Origin of the sequence: Streptomyces sp. NPDC052301, from assembly GCF_044593395.1 — a bacterium.
Lineage (GTDB): Bacteria > Actinomycetota > Actinomycetes > Streptomycetales > Streptomycetaceae > Streptomyces.
On the sequence record NZ_JBIUBE010000019.1, the window covers coordinates 72221 to 87066 of the forward strand.

Sequence of the window (14846 nt, forward strand, 5' to 3'; positions counted from 1 at the left end):
TCATCTCATGGAGGCGATCCCCTCGGGGATCGCCTTCTTGACGGAGGGCGCCAGATCGGTGAGCACCGCGGTGCCCTCCTCCTGCGCGGACATCCCCTGGGGCAGGCTGACCTGCACGTAGGCCACGCGGCTCGCGGTGGTGAACCGCCAGGTGCCGTCGGCCTGCTTCTCCATCAGCCAGTCGACGCCGTCCACCCCGCCCGCGACGGCGTCGGGGTCGTCGCCCTCGGCCACCTTCGGGTCGACCATCTTGGGCGGTCGTACGACACCGCAGCGCAGTATGATCGCCGGGTTTCCCCAGCCCGCCGTGTAGGCGGACCGGGGCTCGGGGTCGGCACGCTCCCGTCCGTCGAGCTTCCGCGGCAACACCCGGTGCAGTTCCCGGCACACCTTCGTCGTCTTCACGTCGGGGCTGGGAACCGCCACCGTGGCGCCGTCGTCCGCTGTGGAGCAGCCCGCGACCGTGATCAGCAGGGCCGGCGCGAGCAGTCCGAGGGGCCGGGGACGGAAGATGTTCACCGGCCAAGGGTAGACGGGGGCTACAGATGCACGACCGGACAGGTCAGGGTGCGCGTGATGCCGTCCACTTGCTGGACCTTCGCAACCACCATGCGACCGAGGTCGTCGACCGTGTCGGCCTGGGCGCGCACGATGACGTCGTACGGTCCCGTCACGTCCTCGGCCTGGATCACTCCAGGGATCTTGCTGATCGTCTCGGCGACGGTCGACGCCTTGCCGACCTCCGTCTGGATCAGGATGTACGCCTGTACCACGGAACCTCCAGGGCGGCCACGAGGATCATGTGGGGAAAAGGAACGCCACGGTATCGCGTCGCCGCTCCCCGCGGGGAGACCTGCGGGAACCGGGCTTGCGCGCCAGGGTGCAGGCACGACGGAAGTTGACGGTCATCCGGGTCGTACGACCGTCTTCCGGGCCGATCGACGGTCACCCCGACCGCGTCGACGGTCACCTCACCGTATCGGGGACACTGAGGGGGCGCGAGTGGGCGCGGCAAGGGAGAGAAGGGGAGCAAGGGACATGAAGGGCACTGTTGGTGAGCTCGGGGAGTTCGGGCTCATCAGGGAGCTCACCTCCCGTCTCACCGCCACCCCGGCGGTCCGGGTCGGACCCGGTGACGACGCCGCGGTGGTCGCCGCGCCCGACCGCCGGGTGGTGGCGAGCACCGACATCCTGCTGGAGGGGCGGCACTTCAGACGCGACTGGTCCACGGCCTACGACGTCGGCCGTAAGGCCGCCGCACAGAACCTCGCGGACATCGCCGCCATGGGCGCCGTACCGACCGCACTGCTGCTCGGCCTGGTCGTCCCGGCCGAACTGCCGGTCACCTGGCCCAGCGAGCTGATGGACGGCCTGCGGGACGAGTGTCAGGTCGCGGGCGCCTCCGTGGTCGGCGGGGACGTCGTACGCGGCGACACGATCATGGTGTCGATCACCGCGCTCGGCGATCTGCGCAACCAGGAGCCCGTCACGCGCGCGGGTGCCCAGCCCGGCGACCTCGTGGCCGTCACCGGCTGGCTGGGCTGGTCCGCGGCCGGTTACGCGGTGCTCTCCCGCGGCTTCCGCTCGCCGCGCGCCTTCGTGGAGGCCCACCGGCGCCCCGAGCCGCCGTACCACGCGGGCCCGGCCGCCGCCGCGCTCGGCGCGACCGCGATGTGCGACGTGAGCGACGGACTGATCGCCGACCTCGGGCACATCGCCGAGGCCAGCAAGGTCCGCATCGACATCCGCTCCGGCGCGATCGACATCCCGACCCAGATGAACGACATCGGGCAGGCCGTCGGCGTGGATCCGCTGCAGTGGGTGCTGACCGGGGGAGAGGACCACGCGATCGTCGCGACCTTCCCGCCGGACGCCAAGCTCCCGGCCCGCTGGAAGGTCATCGGCGAGGTCCTCAACCCCTCCGCCCTGCCCCAGGTGACCGTCGACGGGGCGCCCTGGACCAGCAAGGGCGGCTGGGACCACTTCGGAGACATGGAGTCATGATCGCGCGCGTGCTGACCGTGGCCGGCTCGGACTCCGGCGGCGGGGCCGGCATCCAGGCCGACCTGAAGACGATGCTGGCGCTCGGCGTGCACGGGATGAGCGTGATCACGGCCGTGACCGCGCAGAACTCCGTGGGGGTGCAGGGTGCCTGGGAGCTGCCCGTGGAGGCGGTACGGGCCCAGTACCGCAGTGTCGTGGACGACATCGGCGTCCAGGCCGTGAAGACGGGCATGCTGGCCTCGGCCGAACTGGTCGAGACGGTGGCCGAGTTGATCTCCGGCACCGACGTGCCGGCCGTGGTGGACCCGGTGGGCGTCTCCAAGCACGGCGATTCGCTGCTGGCCGCGTCCGCGCTGGACTCGGTCCGCACCAAGCTGCTGCCGGTGGCGACCGTGGCGACGCCGAACCTGGACGAGGTGGTCCAGCTCACGGGGGTACGGGTCGAGACGGAGGACGATCTGCGACGGGCGGCGGCGGCCGTCCTGGCGTACGGGCCGCGCTGGGTGCTGATCAAGGGCGGCCACCTGTCCGGCGACGCGGTGGACCTGCTCACGGACGGCTCGGCGGAGCACTGGCTGCGGGCCCCGCGCCACGACAACCGGCACACGCACGGCACGGGCTGCACGCTGGCGTCCGCGATCGCGTCGGGGCTGGCGAAGGGCCTGAGCGTGCCGGAGGCGGTCACGGAGGCCAAGGAGTACGTCACCGGGGCGATCGCCGCCGGGTTCGCGCTGGGCGCGGGGATCGGACCGGTCGACCACGGGTGGCGCTTCCGCGGACAGCGCTTCCGCGGATGAGGGGGAGCGGGCCGCCCGGTGGGCGGCCCGGCGGGTGATCACGGGTACGGGATGATCACGGGTACGAGGCGGTCGCGGGTACGGCAAAAAGCCGGTCCACCGTGAGGTGGACCGGCTCAGTGCAGCGAACCAGGCAGTGGCCGCGCGCTCAGCTGTAGCGTCAGCGCGAGACCTTGCCGGCCTTGATGCACGAGGTGCAAGCGTTCACGCGCTTCGGCGTCCCGCCGACCACGGTACGCACACGCTGGATGTTCGGGTTCCAGCGGCGGGACGTACGGCGGTGCGAGTGCGAGATGTTGTTGCCGAAGCCCGGCCCCTTGCCGCAGACGTCGCAGTTGGCAGCCACGGGTCACTCCAAAGACTTCAGATGCACTTACGGTTGATCCCGGCATGCCGAGATCGAGATCCTAAGACTGAGATCTTGAGTGGCGTTGCCAGGGGGAATGGCCCGATCAGATCGGGCAACCGGAGCAGCATACAACGACTGCGTCCGTACAAGGAAATTACCATGGCAGCTCAGGGCCCCGCTCCCGGCCCTCTTCCGGTGCACACGGTCCCGGGGTCTACGCTGCGTCCCACGTTCAGCCAGCTCAGGGAGGCGCAGGTGGCGCAGGTGCCGCAGACATTCCTCGATGCTCTCGCGGTGCGCACCTGGTGCGGTCTGGCGCTCCGGGCGGTGGGACGGGCCCGTGAGGAGATCGACGCGATCAACGTCTATCCGGTGGCCGACGGTGACACCGGGACGAACCTCTACCTGACCCTGGAGTCGGCGGCGACGGCCGTGGAGGCGGTGTTCGCCGGGTACGAGACCGGTTCCGAGGAGCCCTCGCCGGCCGACGCGGTCCGCGCCATGGCCCACGGGGCGCTCATCGGGGCGCGGGGGAACTCCGGGACGATCCTCGCCCAGCTGCTGCGCGGGATGGCCCAGGTGCTCGCGGACGGTGGGGACGCGCCCCACATCGACGGGTCCGTGCTGCGGCTGGCGCTGCGCCGGGCCGCCGACTCCGCCCGGCAGGCCGTGGCCCGTCCGGTGGAGGGCACGGTGCTGACGGTGGCCTCGGCCGCAGCCGACGCCGCGGCGCGGGCGGAGGGCGACTGCGGGACGGTCGCGCGGGCCGCCTACGCGGGGGCACGGACGGCCCTGGCGGCGACTCCGGGCCAGCTGCCCGTGCTCGGGCGGGCGGGCGTGGTCGACGCGGGCGGGCGGGGACTGGTGGCGGTGCTGGGGGCGCTGGTGGAGGCGTTCACGGGGGAGGCGGTGCGGGAGAGCGGGATGTACGAGGGGACGGCCTCGGGCGCGGCCTCGGGGAGTGTCTCCGTGGCCGCTTCCTCCGTCGCTGTCGCCCCGGCGTCCGTTTCCGCATCCGATGCGCACGCGTGCGTGGCCGTCGATGCCGGGTCGTGTGCGGACGGGGCCGGCGCGGCCGGCCCGGCGTTCGAGGTGATCTACCTGCTGGAGGCCGACGACGCGGCCGTGGCGCGGCTCCGGGAGCGGCTCGACGACCTCGGGGACTCCCTGGTCGTGGTGGGCGGCGACGGGCTGTGGAACGTCCATGTGCACGTCGACGACGCCGGAGCCGCCGTGGAAGCGGGCGTGGAGGCCGGGCGGCCGTACCGGATCAGGATCACCCACTTCGGGCTCGGGGACGTGCACACCGGTGGTGCACGGCCCCCGCGCGAGCGGGCCCAGCGGGCCGTCGTCGCCGTCGTACCGGGCGAGGGCCTGGCCGGGCTGTACACCGAGGCGGGCGCGACCACCGTCCTCGCGCGCCCCGGAGAGCCGCCCGCCAGCGGGGAGCTGGTGCAGGCGCTGCGTCGCGCCCACGCGCGCGAGGTCGTCCTGCTGCCCAACGACGCCGAACTGCGTCTCACGGCCGCGGCGGCGGCCGAGCAGGCCCGCGGCGAGGGCATCCGCGTGGCCCTGATCCCGACCCGCTCGGCGGTCCAGGGCATCGCCGCGCTCGCCGTGCACGAGCCGGAGCGCCGCTTCGACGAGGACGTCGTCCAGATGACCTCGGCGGCGGGCGCCACCCGGTACGCGGAGGTCGTCGTCGCCGAACGCCAGTCCTGGACGACGGCCGGCATCTGCCAGGCCGGGGACGTGCTGGGCCTGATCGACGGGGACGTGGCGGTGATCGGCGGCGACGTCACCGCCACCGCCGAGACCGTCCTTGACCGCATGCTCCAGGCCGGTGGCGAGCTGGTCACCCTCGTCGTCGGCGAGGAGGCACCGCAGAGTGTCGCCGATCGCCTGGAGGCACGCGTACGGGAGTCGTACCTCGCCGTGGACACGGTGGTCTACCGGGGCGGCCGGCAAGGGGCGCTGCTGCTCATCGGCGTGGAGTAGGACTTCCCGGAGCGGACCCTTTCCGGGCTCTGCTCACTCCTCCACCGCCTGGAGCAGCTGCGTGGCCTCGGCCCGCCGGGCCCCGGCGGTCTCCTCCTCGGCGTCGGCACCCGCATAGGCCGCGAGCACACCACGCGCGCGTGCCGCCGCGTCGGCGGCCCGCGCCAGGTCGGCCTCCAGCCAGCCCGCGGCGAGTTCGGCGCCGGTACGGCTGTGCAGCCCGTCCACGCCGAGCGAGCCGAACAGCGTGACCGCCCGGTCCATCTGGACCAGCGCGGCCTCGAACGCGGCCTGGATCACCCCGTCCTCCGCCTCCTCGGCCACCGAGCGGGCCAGCAGGTCGCCGAACTGGTGATGGGTGGTGCCCAGTTCCGCCGTGAGCTGCTCGCGGGCCACCGGGTCCGCCGCGGCCTGAAGCGCACGCTCGCACGTGTGCACCGCGGCCACCATCAGCTCCCGAGCGCCCTCCACCCCGGACTCCCCGCGCAGCGCGAGCCAGCCGCGGGCGCGCAGCGAGCGGACGAGGAACTGCGGGTTGCCCAGCGCACGCCACAGCTCGCCCGCGCGCGCGTAGGCCTCGTCGGCCTCCGCCGGCAGACCGGCGTTGCCCAGGGACTCGGCGGCCAGGTGGGCGAGTGTGGCGTGGTCCTGCTGCTCGGGCCAGTGCCGGGCGATCTCGGCGGCCCGCAGCCGGTGTTCCGCCGCCGCCCGGTGCTCGCCCAGCTCCTCCAGGCAGTCCCCGAGCCACCAGCGCGCCTGTACGACCGCCCCGTCGCCGTGCGTCTCGGCGTTCAGCTCGGCCAGCGCCGACTCCAGCACCTCGGCGGCCTCGGCGCACCGCCCCTGCCGCAGCAGGAAGCCACCCAGCTGCTGCCGGGCCCAGGCGCCCAGGGTGCCGCTCTCACCGGCCTCGTCGGCCCGGTGCGCGGCCTCCAGCGCGTGCTCGGCGGCCTCGACGGGCTCACCCCGGCCGCCGACGACCTCGGCGAGCTGCAGATGCAGCTGGGCCCGCCCGATGGGCTCCACGTACGCGCCGCCGTGCTCCAGAGCGGCCCGCAGCGCGCGCTCGGCCTCGGTGAGGTCGCCCGCCTGATGGGCCAGTGCCGCGACCCGTACCTGGTACTCCACCGCGAACCACGGCAGCCCGGCGCCCACGTACTCGGCAGCCGCCCGCCGGAACGACTCCGCGGCCCGCTCGGCGTCCCCCCGGCGCTCCGCCAGCTCGCCGAGCATGGCCCGCGCCTCCGCGACCCGGGCCGCCAGCCGCACGTCGTCCCCGACCCGCCCGCCGACCAGCGCGAGCACCTCCCGCACAGCCTGCTCGGCCGCCACCAGCGCACCACCGACGACGGACCCGTCCGGCACCGGCCCGTCCGGCACCGCGCCCGGCGGCCCCCCGTGCACGCGGTGCACCAGGATGCGGGCCCGGCTCATCAGGACCGAGGCCGTCTGCCGTACTCCGGTGGCCCCCTCGGCGTACAGGGCGAGCACCTCGTCGTAGAGCGCGGTGACCGCCGTCACCGCCGGGGCCGGCTCGCCCCGCAGGGCACGGACGTACGCCCCGCGCGCGCGTGCCGCCAGCGCCTCGCCGGGGTCGCCCGCCTCCGCGTACAGCTCGGCCGCGCGGTCGAACAGCTCCACACCCTCGGGGCCGCGGGCCATCGCCTCGTGGTCGGTGACCTCCGCGCGGGCCCGCGGGTCCAGCTCCACGTCCCGCGCGGCCCGCGCGACCGCCGCCCACGCCTCCAGCGCGTGCGGCTGGAGGGCGTCCGACAGCCGCCGTGCCTCCGCGAGCAGCGACGGCAGGTCCGGCTCGGCCGGGCGCGCCGGGGGAGTCGCCGAGGGAGCCGGTGCCGCGACGGAGCGGGTCGTGCGTATGCCCAGCGGGAGCCGGTCCACCACAGGGCGCTGGGCCATGCGCGCGCGTATCCGGTCGCCGACGTGCACGGTGCCGTTGCGCAGGTCGAACCGGTCGGCCAGCTCCAGCGCCTCCGCGCGCGCGTGCCCGGCGAGTTCCCGCGCCGTCCAGGTCCGCCCGGCCGGTCCCGGCACCTGCCGCTCACCGAGGCCCAGCTCGGTCAGCCGGTCCGTCAGGAGCGTCACCACGGCCATGAACTCCAGCCGGCTGCGCGGGTGCCCGGTGTCCGTGAAGTACGCCGGCCGCTCGGCGAGCAACTCCAGACCACGCGCCTCGTTCCCGGTCAGCGCGCAGAACTCCACGTGATCCGCGTACGCGCTCCGCATGCTCTCCATGGGGCGGACCAGCCGGAAGCCCCGCAGATGGTGCGCCCGGGCCTCCTCCACCCGCCCGAGGCGCAGCAGCGGGGTCAGCGAGGAGGCGAGGACGGTGTGCGGCTCGTGCGCGCAGCTGTACTCGCCCTCCAGCACCGGCCCCCATATCCGCAGCGCCTCCGCGTCCCGGCCGCGCTCCACCTGCCAGATGCCCTGCCCGTGCAGCTCGCAGGCGTGGCAGTCGGCCATCTCGTCCCGGTCCGCGGCCAGCCACGCCCCGTACGCCCGCTCGGCCCGCGCCAGGTCTCCGACGTGCGAGGCCACGCTGAACTCCGCGCTGCGCACGGCCCGTTCCGAGTATCCGGCGAGCCGGTAGCGGTGTTCCATCTCGCCGAGCCACTTCTCGACCGAGGCCAGCGGGACGTGCGGCTGGTCCAGCATGCCCGCCGACATCCACTTGAAGACCCAGTGCAGCGAGTGCGCCTCGTACTCGTCGAAGTCCTCGGGCCGCTCGTCCCACAGGCGCAGCAGCCGCGCGAACGGGACGAACATCTTGTCCTTCTCGGAGCTGTAGTTGTAGACCTTCAGCTGGTGCCCGAGCGCCTCGATCACGGCGAGCGGGATGTTCAGCCGCTCCGCCTCGGCGAGCAGCTGCTCCGCGCGCGCGTTGCGGGCCGGGCCCTCCGGCTGCTCGCCGTTCTCCGCCATCGCCCGGCGCAGCCCGTCGAAGTCCGTGATCTCACTCATCGCCCGTCGCCCTCTCCATGGTCGCCCACTCCAGCAGGCCGATGAAGGCACGGTTGAGCAGCGCCGAGTCGGCCGGCCGCAGCGGGCGCTGCGCCATCAGCAGCGCCTGCCCGTACAGCGACTCGGTCGCGGTGCCGATCAGCTCCCGGTCGCGCAGCGAACCGATGCGCCGCACCAGCGGGTTGAGATGGTTGAGCACCAGACGCGCGCGCGGAGCGCTGCCGCGCAGCGAGCCCAGGATGCCCGCCCACAGGTCGTCGGCCTGCTCCTCGGCCGCCGCCCGCGCCTGCTCGTGCCGGGCCCCCCGGTCGTCCAGGTGCAGCGCGGGCACGGAGAGGGGACGGAAGGCCCGCAGGACGACGTCACAGCCCAGTGGGTCCAGCTTCGCCCGCGCGGCCGCCAGGAAGCCCGACAGCGCCAGCTCCTCGTCCGGGTCCACCGCGTCCAGGTGCGCGGTCACGGTGTCCGCGTCCAGCTCGGCGACCACCGTCCCTGGCCGCACCGACGGCAGCGCCTCGACCAGCTCGCCGTCGTACGTGTAGCCGCCGTTGACCACGCCCACGCCCTGCGCGGCGGCGATCGGCGCGACCTGCCGGTACTCCTCGACGGTCCGCGTGAAGTGCACCACCGGGTGCCGCTGCGCGAACTCCTCCAGGGACAGCTGCCCGTCGGTCGTCTCGAACGGCAGCCACGGCAGCATCGTGCGCAGCATCTCGCCGTCGTGCCGGGCCAGGGACTTCACGCCCAGGTGGTGCACGGCGAGGAAGGCCGTCAGCCGCTCCGGATCGCCGGCGGCCAGCCCGGTCAGCCAGGACCGGATCCGTGTCCCGAGCGCCTCCCGCACGGCCGCCAGGGTCTCGTCCTCGTACAGCGACTCGCGCGAGGCCGTGGGCCGCAGGCTGTCGGTGTCCAGCACGCAGCGCACGAAGAACGCCCAGTCCGGCAGCAGCTGTTCGGCCCGCTCGGTCAGCAGCATGCCCTTCAGGTGCACCCGGTGCGTGGCCCGTTGGGCGGGGCTGACCGCCGACGGCAGCACGTACGCCACCCCGCGGATCCCGGCCAGTGGCACGTCCAGGTCGATCGAGTCCAGCGGTGTGAACCCGAACAGCTCGTGGCAGTGCCGGGCCAGCGCCACCCGCCGCCCGGCGGGGGACGGATACGGCCGGTCCCAGGGCGCGGGCAGATCGGTGATCCGTTCCTCGCCCACGCGGACGTCGTACGGCAGCAGCGCACCGAAGTCCCGGGCCAGCGTGCGGACCCGCTCGGGCGCCAGCCACTCGGCCGCCCCCGCCCGCGCGGCCAGGTGCACGGTCGTACCCGGCTCGGGCCGCTCGGCGTCCGGCAGGGTGCGCACGGTGTACGAGCCGTCGTCGCACGCCGTCCACTCCACCGGCGGGGCGTCCGGCGTACGGGCGCTGCGGCTGACCACCCGGATCCGCTCGGCGACCACGAAGCAGGCGAGCAGGCCGATGCCGAACTGGCCGAGGAAGTCGGACCGGGCCTCCTGCAGGCTCTCGGCCCGCTTGGAGCTGCGCCCGATCGTCGCCAGCAGACTGTGCACGTCCGCCTCGGTGAGTCCGACGCCGCTGTCCTCCACCCGCAGTCCGCCGTCCGCCGCGTACAGCCGGACCTGCGCCGGGGCACCCGGCTCCGCCGCCCGCCGGGCGGTGATGGCGTCCACGGCGTTCTGCAGCAGCTCGCGCAGATAGACCTTGGGGCTGGAGTAGAGGTGGTGGGAGAGCAGGTCCACCAGACCACGCAGGTCGACCTGGAACGTATGAGGTGAGTGAGGTGACTGGGATGCCTGGGATGACTGTGAGGTCTGGGAGTCCATCGTCACTGCGCCGGAGGGGGGAGACGGGGACGGCGCGGGGTCGGGCGGTCCCGGATGGGCCGGTGACCGCGGGGGATGGCCGGAGCGCGTCATCCTAGAGCGGAACAGGCCACCTGACCAGGGGTTTCCCGAATCTCTCCGACATCGCGGGACGAATCCGCAGGGCAGCGTGTACGGCATTGTCAGTGGCGTGGTGTGCAATGGATCTCGTGCCCGCACTGGAAGAACCACTGAAGAAGGTGCTCGGCCCCGCCACCGCGAAGGTGATGGCCGAGCACCTCGGCCTGCAGACCGTCGGCGACCTCCTGCACCACTACCCGCGCAGGTACGAGGAGCGCGGGCAGCTCACCCACCTCGCCGACCTCCCGATGGACGAACACGTCACGGTGGTCGCCCAGGTCGCCGACGCCCGCCTGCACACCTTCGCCTCGGCCAAGGCCCCCCGGGGCAAGGGCCAGCGCCTGGAGGTGACCATCACGGACGGCAGCGGCCGGCTCCAACTGGTCTTCTTCGGCAACGGCGTGCACAAGCCCCACAAGGAACTGCTCCCGGGCACCCGCGCGATGTTCGCCGGCAAGGTCTCCGTCTTCAACCGGCGACTCCAACTGGCACACCCGGCTTACGAGTTGCTCCGGGGCGACAGCGACGAGACCGTCGAGACCTGGGCCGGCGCCCTGATCCCCCTCTACCCCGCCACCGCCAAGCTGGAGTCCTGGAAGATCGGCAAGGCCGTCCAGACGGTCCTGCCCAGCGTCCAGGAGGCCCTCGACCCCCTCCCGGACTCCCTCCGCGCGGGCCGCGGCCTGCTCCCGCTCCCCGAGGCCCTGCTCAAGATCCACCGCCCGCACACCAAGGCCGACATCGACGACGCCCGCGCCCGGCTGAAGTGGGACGAGGCCTTCGTCCTCCAGGTCGCCCTGGCCCGCCGCCGGTACGCCGACACCCAGCTCCCCGCCGTCCCCCGCACCCCGAAGCCGGACGGCATCCTGACGGCCTTCGACGACCGCCTGCCCTTCACCCTCACCGAGGGGCAGCGGAAGGTTTCCCGCGAGATCTTCGACGACCTGGCCACCGAGCACCCGATGCACCGCCTGCTGCAAGGAGAAGTGGGCTCGGGCAAGACGATGGTCGCCCTGCGCGCCATGCTCGCCGTGGTCGACGCGGGCGGCCAGGCGGCCATGCTCGCGCCCACCGAGGTCCTCGCGCAGCAGCACCACCGCTCGGTCACCGAGATGATGGGCGAGCTGGCCGAGGGCGGCATGCTGGGCGGCGCCGAGCACGCCACCAAGGTGGTCCTGCTCACCGGCTCCATGGGCGCGGCGGCCCGCCGCCACGCTCTGCTGGACCTGGCCACCGGCGAGGCCGGCATCGTCATCGGCACCCACGCCCTGATCGAGGACAAGGTCCAGTTCCACGACCTCGGACTGGTCGTCGTCGACGAACAGCACCGCTTCGGCGTCGAGCAGCGCGACGCCCTGCGCGGGAAGGGCAGACAACCCCCGCACCTCCTCGTCATGACGGCCACCCCCATCCCGCGCACGGTCGCCATGACGGTCTTCGGCGACCTGGAGACCTCGGTCCTCGACCAGCTGCCGGCCGGCCGCTCCCCGATCGCCACCCACGTGGTCCCGGCCGCCGACAAGCCCCACTTCCTCGCCCGCGCCTGGGAGCGGGTGCGCGAGGAGGTGGCGAACGGCCACCAGGCGTACGTGGTCTGCCCCCGCATCGGCGACGACGTCGACGAGGCGGCCGACCCGAAGAAGGCCGCCCAGAAGTCCCCGGAGGACGAGGCCGAGAAGCGCCCGCCGCTCGCCGTCCTCGACGTGGCCGACCAGCTGAGCCGCGGACCCCTCCAGGGCCTGCGGGTCGAGGTCCTCCACGGCCGCATGCACCCGGACGACAAGGACGCCGTGATGCGCCGCTTCGCGGCCGGCGAGACGGACGTCCTGGTCGCCACGACGGTCATCGAAGTCGGCGTGAACGTCCCCAACGCCACGGCCATGGTCATCATGGACGCCGACCGCTTCGGCGTCTCCCAGCTCCACCAGCTGCGCGGCCGCGTCGGCCGAGGGTCGGCCCCCGGCCTGTGCCTCCTGGTCAGCGAGATGCCCGAGGCCAGCGCGGCCCGCCAGCGGCTGAACGCCGTCGCCTCCACCCTCGACGGCTTCGAGCTCTCCCGCATCGACCTCGAACAGCGCCGCGAGGGCGACGTCCTCGGCCAGACCCAGTCCGGCGCCCGCTCCTCCTTGCGCGTCCTCGCGGTCATCGAGGACGAGGAAGTCATCGCGGAGGCGCGGAAGGAGGCGGCGGCGCTGGTGGCGGCGGACCCCGAGCTGGAGCGTCTGCCGGGTCTCCGGACCGCCCTGGACGCCCTCCTGGACGAGGAGAGGGAGCAGTACCTGGAAAAGGGCTGAGGGGAGGCGCCCCCGCAGGGGCGCGGGGCCGTACTCCGTATGCGGCTACCGCCGCACGGGCCCGAACAGCCACAATGAACCGTGAAGTCGCCCACCAAGAAGGACCCCACATGACCCGCGTGATCGCCGGCCGGGCCGGCGGACGGCGCCTCTCGGTACCCCCCGGCACCGGAACCCGCCCCACTTCAGATCGCGCGCGCGAAGGTCTCTTCTCCACCTGGCAGTCACTGCTGGGCGGCCCCCTGGACGGCGAGCGGGTCCTGGACCTCTACGCGGGCTCGGGCGCCGTGGGCCTGGAGGCGCTCTCCCGGGGCGCGAGCCACACCCTCCTCGTCGAGGCCGACGCCCGCGCGGCGAGGATCGTCCGCGAGAACGTGAAGTCCCTGGGCCTTCCGGGCGCCGAGGTCAGAGCAGGCAAAGCGGAACAGATCATCAGGCAGCCGGCACCGGAGGACCCGTACGACCTGGTCTTCCTCGATCCCCCGTACGCCGTCACGGACGACGATCTTCGCGAGATTCTGCTCACACTCCACTCGGAAGGGTGGCTCGCTGAGCAAGCGCTCGTCACCGTGGAGCGCAGCACCAGAGGCGGCGAATTCCGCTGGCCGGACGGCTTCGAGGCGATCCGGTCCCGTCGCTACGGCGAGGGAACGTTTTGGTACGGTCGCGCCGCCTCTACGTGCGAAGACGCACGATGACCGGACCGGAGAGCGAGGGATCACAAGTGCGCCGCGCCGTCTGTCCCGGGTCGTTCGACCCGATCACCAACGGACATCTCGACATCATCGCCCGCGCCTCCCGTCTGTACGACGAGGTCTACGTCGCGGTGATGATCAACAAGTCCAAGAAGGGCCTGTTCGAGATCGAGGAGCGGATCGAGCTGATCCGCGAGGTCACCACCGAGTACGCCAACGTCCGCGTCGAGGCCTTCCACGGCCTCCTCGTCGACTTCTGCAAGCAGCGCGACATCCCCGCCATCGTCAAGGGTCTGCGCGCCGTCAGCGACTTCGACTACGAGCTGCAGATGGCCCAGATGAACATCGGCCTCACCGGCGTCGAGACGCTGTTCGTGCCCACCAACCCCACCTACAGCTTCCTCTCCTCCTCCCTGGTCAAGGAGGTCGCGGCCTGGGGTGGAGACGTCTCCCACCTGGTGCCCGCCCCGGTGCTCCGGGCCCTGAACGAGCGCCTGCGCAAGGACTGATGGGGCTACAGTCGTCCCGTCCGTCTCCAACCCGGCTGTAGAGAGTGGCGAGCACAGGTGGACGTGCAGAAGAAGCTCGACGAGATCGTCTCCACGGTCTCCGGTGCCCGGTCCATGCCCATGTCGGCGTCGTGCGTGGTCAACCGCGCCGAGCTGCTCGCGCTGCTCGAAGAGGTGCGCCAGGCGCTGCCGGGCTCCCTCGCACAGGCGCAGGAGCTGATCGGCGACCGTGACCAGATGGTCGAGCAGGCCCGCATGGAGGCCGACCGGATCATCGAGAACGCGCACGCCGAACGCGGCTCGCTGGTCTCCGGCACCGAGATCGCCCGCCGCTCCCAGGCCGAGGCCGACCGGATCCTCGCCGAGGCCCGCAAGGAGGCCGAGGAGATCCGCGCCGAGGCCGACGACTACGTCGACTCCAAGCTCGCCAACTTCGAGGTCGTCCTCACCAAGACCCTCGGCTCGGTCGGCCGTGGCCGCGAGAAGCTGCTCGGCACCGGACCCGGCCTGGACGAGAACGGCTACGAGGACGAGGACGCCCCCGAGCGCAGCCACGACCCGGAGACCCTGCGCCACAACGCCGACCAGTACGTCGACGTCAAGCTCGGCGCCTTCGAGGCGGTCCTCGCCAAGACCCTGGAGGCCGTCGGCCGCGGCCGGCAGAAGCTGCACGGCCGGATCGCCACGGACGACCTCGGCGCCCTCGCCGACGACTCCACGACCTTCCAGCACTCCAGCGACGCCGACTACCTCGCCGACCTCGCGGCCCTCGCCGAGCAGGACACCCCGGCCGAACGCCGTGACCGGCCGCAGCAGCCGCCGCAGCCGTCGTACGAGCCGCAGCCGGCCTACTCCTACGACCAGCAGCAGCCGGACCCCTACGGCGGTTTCCCGCAGCAGCCCGCCTACGGCCAGCAGGACCCGTACGGCTACCAGCAGGCCGACCCGTACTCCTCCCCCGCCTCCGGCTTCGCTCCGGCGGGAGGTGCCCCCTTCCAGGGCTCCTACGACCCCCAGCAGGCCGCCTACGACCCGCAGCAGGCCCAGCAGGCCCAGCAGCACCATCAGCAGGGCTACGCCCTCGACGAGACCAGCCTCTTCGACACGAGCATGATCAGCGCGGAGCAGCTGAGGGCGTACGAGCAGGGCCGCGGTCTGCAGTGACGCCCGGATTGGGTCCTGAGCGAAAGGTCCAGTATCCTGGCTGTTCGGTCGCGCGTACGTCCGCGATCACCGCTGCCCGCAGTACCCACGGGCGGCGGCCCTC

12 protein-coding genes are annotated in these 14846 nt (G+C 73.0%); 7 read left to right on the top strand and 5 right to left on the bottom strand.

All coding sequences use genetic code 11. From position 1 onward, the window contains the following. Both ACIHEJ_RS36410 and ACIHEJ_RS36415 read right to left on the bottom strand, forming a co-directional pair. Complete coding sequence (locus ACIHEJ_RS36410) at nucleotides 1–519, bottom strand: DUF3515 domain-containing protein (RefSeq protein WP_400141950.1); 519 nt, start codon at nucleotides 517–519, stop codon at nucleotides 1–3. 20 nt (nucleotides 520–539) lie between these two features. Continuing rightward, nucleotides 540–773 (bottom strand): Lrp/AsnC family transcriptional regulator, encoded by a 234-nt coding sequence (locus ACIHEJ_RS36415; protein WP_003997603.1) that lies wholly within the window; start codon nucleotides 771–773, stop codon nucleotides 540–542. Nucleotides 774–1038: 265 nt separating this feature from the next. Between ACIHEJ_RS36415 and ACIHEJ_RS36420 the strand changes: the two genes are divergently transcribed. Continuing rightward, nucleotides 1039–2004, top strand: a complete 966-nt coding sequence (locus tag ACIHEJ_RS36420; protein ID WP_400141952.1) for a thiamine-phosphate kinase — start codon at nucleotides 1039–1041, stop codon at nucleotides 2002–2004. Beyond that, nucleotides 2001–2801 carry a bifunctional hydroxymethylpyrimidine kinase/phosphomethylpyrimidine kinase gene (thiD, locus tag ACIHEJ_RS36425; RefSeq protein WP_400141954.1) on the top strand — a complete coding sequence of 267 codons (801 nt, stop codon included), beginning with the start codon at nucleotides 2001–2003 and terminating at the stop codon, nucleotides 2799–2801. Before ACIHEJ_RS36420 ends, thiD begins: the two co-directional genes overlap by 4 nt. Before the next feature lie 160 nt (nucleotides 2802–2961). On the opposite strand, the gene rpmB is transcribed toward thiD, so the two are convergent. Then, nucleotides 2962–3147 carry a 50S ribosomal protein L28 gene (gene rpmB / locus ACIHEJ_RS36430; RefSeq protein WP_003993230.1) on the bottom strand — a complete coding sequence of 62 codons (186 nt, stop codon included), beginning with the start codon at nucleotides 3145–3147 and terminating at the stop codon, nucleotides 2962–2964. A 258-nt stretch (nucleotides 3148–3405) separates the two neighbouring features. Here rpmB and ACIHEJ_RS36435 point away from each other — a divergent pair, with 258 nt between their 5' ends. Continuing rightward, nucleotides 3406–5148, top strand: a complete 1743-nt coding sequence (locus tag ACIHEJ_RS36435) for a DAK2 domain-containing protein (protein ID WP_400142023.1) — start codon at nucleotides 3406–3408, stop codon at nucleotides 5146–5148. 33 nt (nucleotides 5149–5181) lie between these two features. On the opposite strand, the gene ACIHEJ_RS36440 is transcribed toward ACIHEJ_RS36435, so the two are convergent. Both ACIHEJ_RS36440 and ACIHEJ_RS36445 read right to left on the bottom strand, forming a co-directional pair. After that, nucleotides 5182–8127, bottom strand: a complete 2946-nt coding sequence (locus ACIHEJ_RS36440) for a tetratricopeptide repeat protein (protein ID WP_400141956.1) — start codon at nucleotides 8125–8127, stop codon at nucleotides 5182–5184. Continuing rightward, nucleotides 8120–9961 carry an HSP90 family protein gene (locus tag ACIHEJ_RS36445; RefSeq protein ID WP_400141958.1) on the bottom strand — a complete coding sequence of 614 codons (1842 nt, stop codon included), beginning with the start codon at nucleotides 9959–9961 and terminating at the stop codon, nucleotides 8120–8122. The genes ACIHEJ_RS36440 and ACIHEJ_RS36445 overlap by 8 nt, the downstream gene beginning before the upstream one ends. 200 nt (nucleotides 9962–10161) lie before the next feature. On the opposite strand from ACIHEJ_RS36445, the gene recG reads away from it, so the two are divergent. The 4 genes from recG (at nucleotide 10162) to ACIHEJ_RS36465 (ending at nucleotide 14743) form a co-directional block, all read left to right on the top strand. Next, the gene (gene recG / locus ACIHEJ_RS36450) at nucleotides 10162–12375 is read left to right on the top strand and encodes an ATP-dependent DNA helicase RecG (RefSeq protein ID WP_400141960.1); all 2214 of its coding nucleotides are present in this window, start codon (nucleotides 10162–10164) and stop codon (nucleotides 12373–12375) included. Nucleotides 12376–12485: 110 nt separating this feature from the next. Next, entirely contained in the window at nucleotides 12486–13073 is a 588-nt protein-coding gene (gene rsmD, locus ACIHEJ_RS36455; RefSeq protein ID WP_400141961.1) for a 16S rRNA (guanine(966)-N(2))-methyltransferase RsmD, read from the top strand. Between the two features lie 26 nt (nucleotides 13074–13099). Beyond that, nucleotides 13100–13579, top strand: coding sequence for a pantetheine-phosphate adenylyltransferase (gene coaD, locus ACIHEJ_RS36460; RefSeq protein ID WP_400141963.1), 480 nt, complete (start codon nucleotides 13100–13102; stop codon nucleotides 13577–13579). A gap of 57 nt (nucleotides 13580–13636) precedes the next feature. Next, entirely contained in the window at nucleotides 13637–14743 is a 1107-nt protein-coding gene (locus ACIHEJ_RS36465) for a cell division initiation protein (RefSeq protein ID WP_400141965.1), read from the top strand. Nucleotides 14744–14846 lie beyond the last annotated feature (103 nt).